This window comes from Peribacillus acanthi, assembly GCF_003073175.1.
Lineage (GTDB): Bacteria > Bacillota > Bacilli > Bacillales > DSM-1321 > Bacillus_BN > Bacillus_BN acanthi.
The window spans coordinates 50,192-53,426 of the sequence record NZ_QBBX01000023.1; the positions used below are offsets into that span (position 1 = coordinate 50,192).

Below are 3,235 nucleotides of genomic sequence, written 5' to 3' on the forward strand. Positions count from 1 at the left end.
GCTGATTTACCTAAAATAGAAGAATCTAAGCCACCGTCGTTAGGTGAACATACAAATTCCGTCATAAACAGAAGTGTCATGAAACAATAATCTTTTTATATCTCTATCTAATGAAAAGGGGAAATGTCATATGATGAATGTTTCGTTAACGGTTGGATCACTTCTTGAAAGAGCAGAAAAATTCTTTGCGAAAAAACAAGTGGTGTCAAGAACTCTTTCTGGCATACAAAGGTTCACTTATAAAGAAATCGGTGAACGGACTCGTCGCCTTGCCCATGCACTTGAAAAGCTAGGAGTGCAAAAGGGAGAACGAGTAGGAACCTTAGCCTGGAACCATCATCGCCATCTTGAGACATATTTTGCGGCTCCGGGTATCGGTGCGGTATTGCATACTATCAATCTTAGACTGTCTCCTGAACATATTTCATATATTGTTAACCATGCAGAAGATAAAGTTCTATTGGTTGATGAAGACTTATTGCCTTTAGTAGAGAAAATTCACAAGACATTTAAAACAGTTAAAGCTTACATTATCATGACGGATAAACCTGAGTTACCAAATACAAGCTTATCACCCGTTTATTCCTATGAAAAATTACTAGAAGAATCCAATTCAAACCATCCGTTTAAAAAAGACCTAGATGAAAACGATCCTGCTGGAATGTGCTATACATCTGCAACTACTGGGAATCCAAAAGGAGTCGTCTATTCGCATAGAGGGATTGTGTTACATAGTTTTGCATTAGGTCTAGCAGATACTGCCGCTGTATCTGAGAACGATGTTGCAATGCCAGTTGTACCGATGTTCCATGCTAACGCATGGGGTCTCCCGTTTGCGGCTACCTGGTTTGGAACTACCCAAGTTTTGCCGGGACCACAATTCACACCAAAGCTAATAGCTGAATTGATTCAAAATGAAAAAGTGACATTGACCGCTGGAGTACCTACCATTTGGCTTGGTTTATTAAAAGAGTTAGAGAGTGGTTCATATGAAACGTCTTCACTTCGAGCAATTCTTTGTGGAGGTTCAGCAGCGCCACGCGCGATGATTAAAGCATTTGAAACGAAGTATAAAATCCCATTCTTGCATGCGTATGGAATGACAGAAACTACTCCATTGGTTACCTTATCGAGATTAAAGAGCTATCAGCATGATTTGCATGAAGAAGAGACGTTAGATATCCGATCCAAACAAGGATTACTTGTTCCTGGATTAGAGATGAAAGTTGTCGGTGCTGATGGTGAAGTAAAATGGGATGGCAATGATATGGGAGAATTAATGCTACGAGGTCCGTGGATTGCGAACGAGTATTATAGAGATGACAGATCTAAAGAAGCGTTTAAGGATGGATGGTTATATACAGGAGATGTGGCTACTGTTGACGAAGAAGGAGTTGTAAAGCTTGTTGACCGGACGAAAGATTTGATTAAGAGCGGTGGAGAATGGATTTCTTCGGTCGATCTTGAAAATGCATTGATGGCACATGAAGCGGTGTTTGAAGCGAGTGTTGTCGCAATCCCCCATCCAGAGTGGCAAGAGCGACCGATTGCTTGCGTCGTTTTGAAGGAGGCTTTTAAAGATCAGTTAGATAAACAGGAATTATTAGACTTCCTTGCTCCGCAATTTGCAAAGTGGTGGCTTCCGGATGATGTAGTTTTCGTTAATGAAATACCTAAAACATCTGTTGGGAAATTCCTAAAGGCTGCCCTAAGAGATCAAATGAAAGAATACTTAGCAAATAGAGTCTAAATTACCGGCATGCCTCTATTATCCTTAATAATAGGGGCATGTAAGTTTTGTATTAAGGAAGGAGGACAGATAGATGAATATACACACAAAATTATGTGAGTTACTAGGGATACAATATCCGATAATCCAAGCTGGCATGGCGGGTGGCCCTGCTAATGCTGATCTTGTGATTGCGGTTTCAGAAGCGGGAGGTTTAGGAACTCTAGGTGCTGCGTATATGAAGCCTGAAGAGATCCGTGAAAGTATTAGGAAGATTAAATCGAACACCGAGAAGCCATTTGCTGTAAACTTATTCTGCACAAGTATGGACGATTATTTAGTGGGGATAGAACCTGTGCAGTCTGTACTTAATGGAATTAGAGAGAACCTTTCCCTATCTCCAAGAGGAAATGATATACAAACGGAAAATCTATTCAATGGACAATTAAAAATATTAATAGAAGAAAACGTCCCTATTATTAGTACCGCATTTGGACTTTTGTCTTCAATTGAAATAGAACAGATAAATTCTAAAGGGATTAAGACGATGGCAATGGTTACGACTGTTAAGGAAGCCATTCTAGCAGAAAATCATGGGGTAGATGTTTTAGTAGCGCAAGGTAGCGATGCAGGAGGGCATAGAGGGACGTTTGATATAAGTGAAGATCCTTACGGTGCTAATATTGGAACGTTCTCTCTTATTCCACAAGTGGTGGATGCGGTAAATATTCCGGTGGTAGCAGCGGGAGGTATAATGGACGGGCGTGGGCTGGTAGCTGCTCTTGCGTTAGGGGCAAAAGGTGTACAGATGGGAACTGCATTTTTACCTTCACTAGAGTCTGGTGCACATCCGTCATATAAACGAGCGTTACATGAAAGTAATGAGGAAAGTACAATTTTAACAAAAGTATTTTCTGGTCGTCCGGCAAGAGGAATAAAAAATACTTTCATCACGGATTTTGAGAAAAGTGGAGTTTCTCCGATGCCGTTTCCTACACAGAACTCCTTAACAAGTGATATTAGAAAGGAAGCAGCTAAACAAAGTAACCCTGAATATATGTCACTATGGGCAGGGCAAGCTACAAGGTTATTAAGGAAGTCTATAGAAGCAGGAAAACTAGTTGAAATCTGTATTACTGAAGCGAAGGATTTATTAGGGAATAGAAAATAAGTCTATAAATTTATTATTTATGTGTGTTGACTTTGTTTTTGTGTTTTGTTAGTATATTCAATACACGCCTCATGAGGCTAGTAAATAAAGTAGATTAGACAGGTTGTTCCTATCAATCTTCGAAAAAACTTTTTTTAAAAAGTTGTTGACTAGAAATGAGCTAGCGTGGTAAGATGATTAAGTTGCTTCAGAGGAAGCGGCAGAGAAATTGCTCTTTGAAAACTAAACAAAACAATACGTCAACGTTTAATATTAAGTCTTTTAAATAAGACATTTTATGAGCAAGTCAAACACTTTTTGGAGAGTTTGATCCTGGCTCAGGACGAACGCTGGCG

The 3,235-nt window shown here is 39.6% G+C and carries 2 protein-coding genes; both read left to right on the plus strand.

The window, feature by feature from the left end:
- Nucleotides 1-130: 130 nt before the first annotated feature.
- Entirely contained in the window at nt 131-1,750 is a 1,620-nt protein-coding gene (locus DBX25_RS18170) for a long-chain fatty acid--CoA ligase (protein ID WP_108672197.1), read from the plus strand.
- Between the two features lie 73 nt (nt 1,751-1,823).
- The gene (locus DBX25_RS18175; RefSeq protein ID WP_108672198.1) at nt 1,824-2,900 is read left to right on the plus strand and encodes an NAD(P)H-dependent flavin oxidoreductase; all 1,077 of its coding nucleotides are present in this window, start codon (nt 1,824-1,826) and stop codon (nt 2,898-2,900) included.
- Nucleotides 2,901-3,235 lie beyond the last annotated feature (335 nt).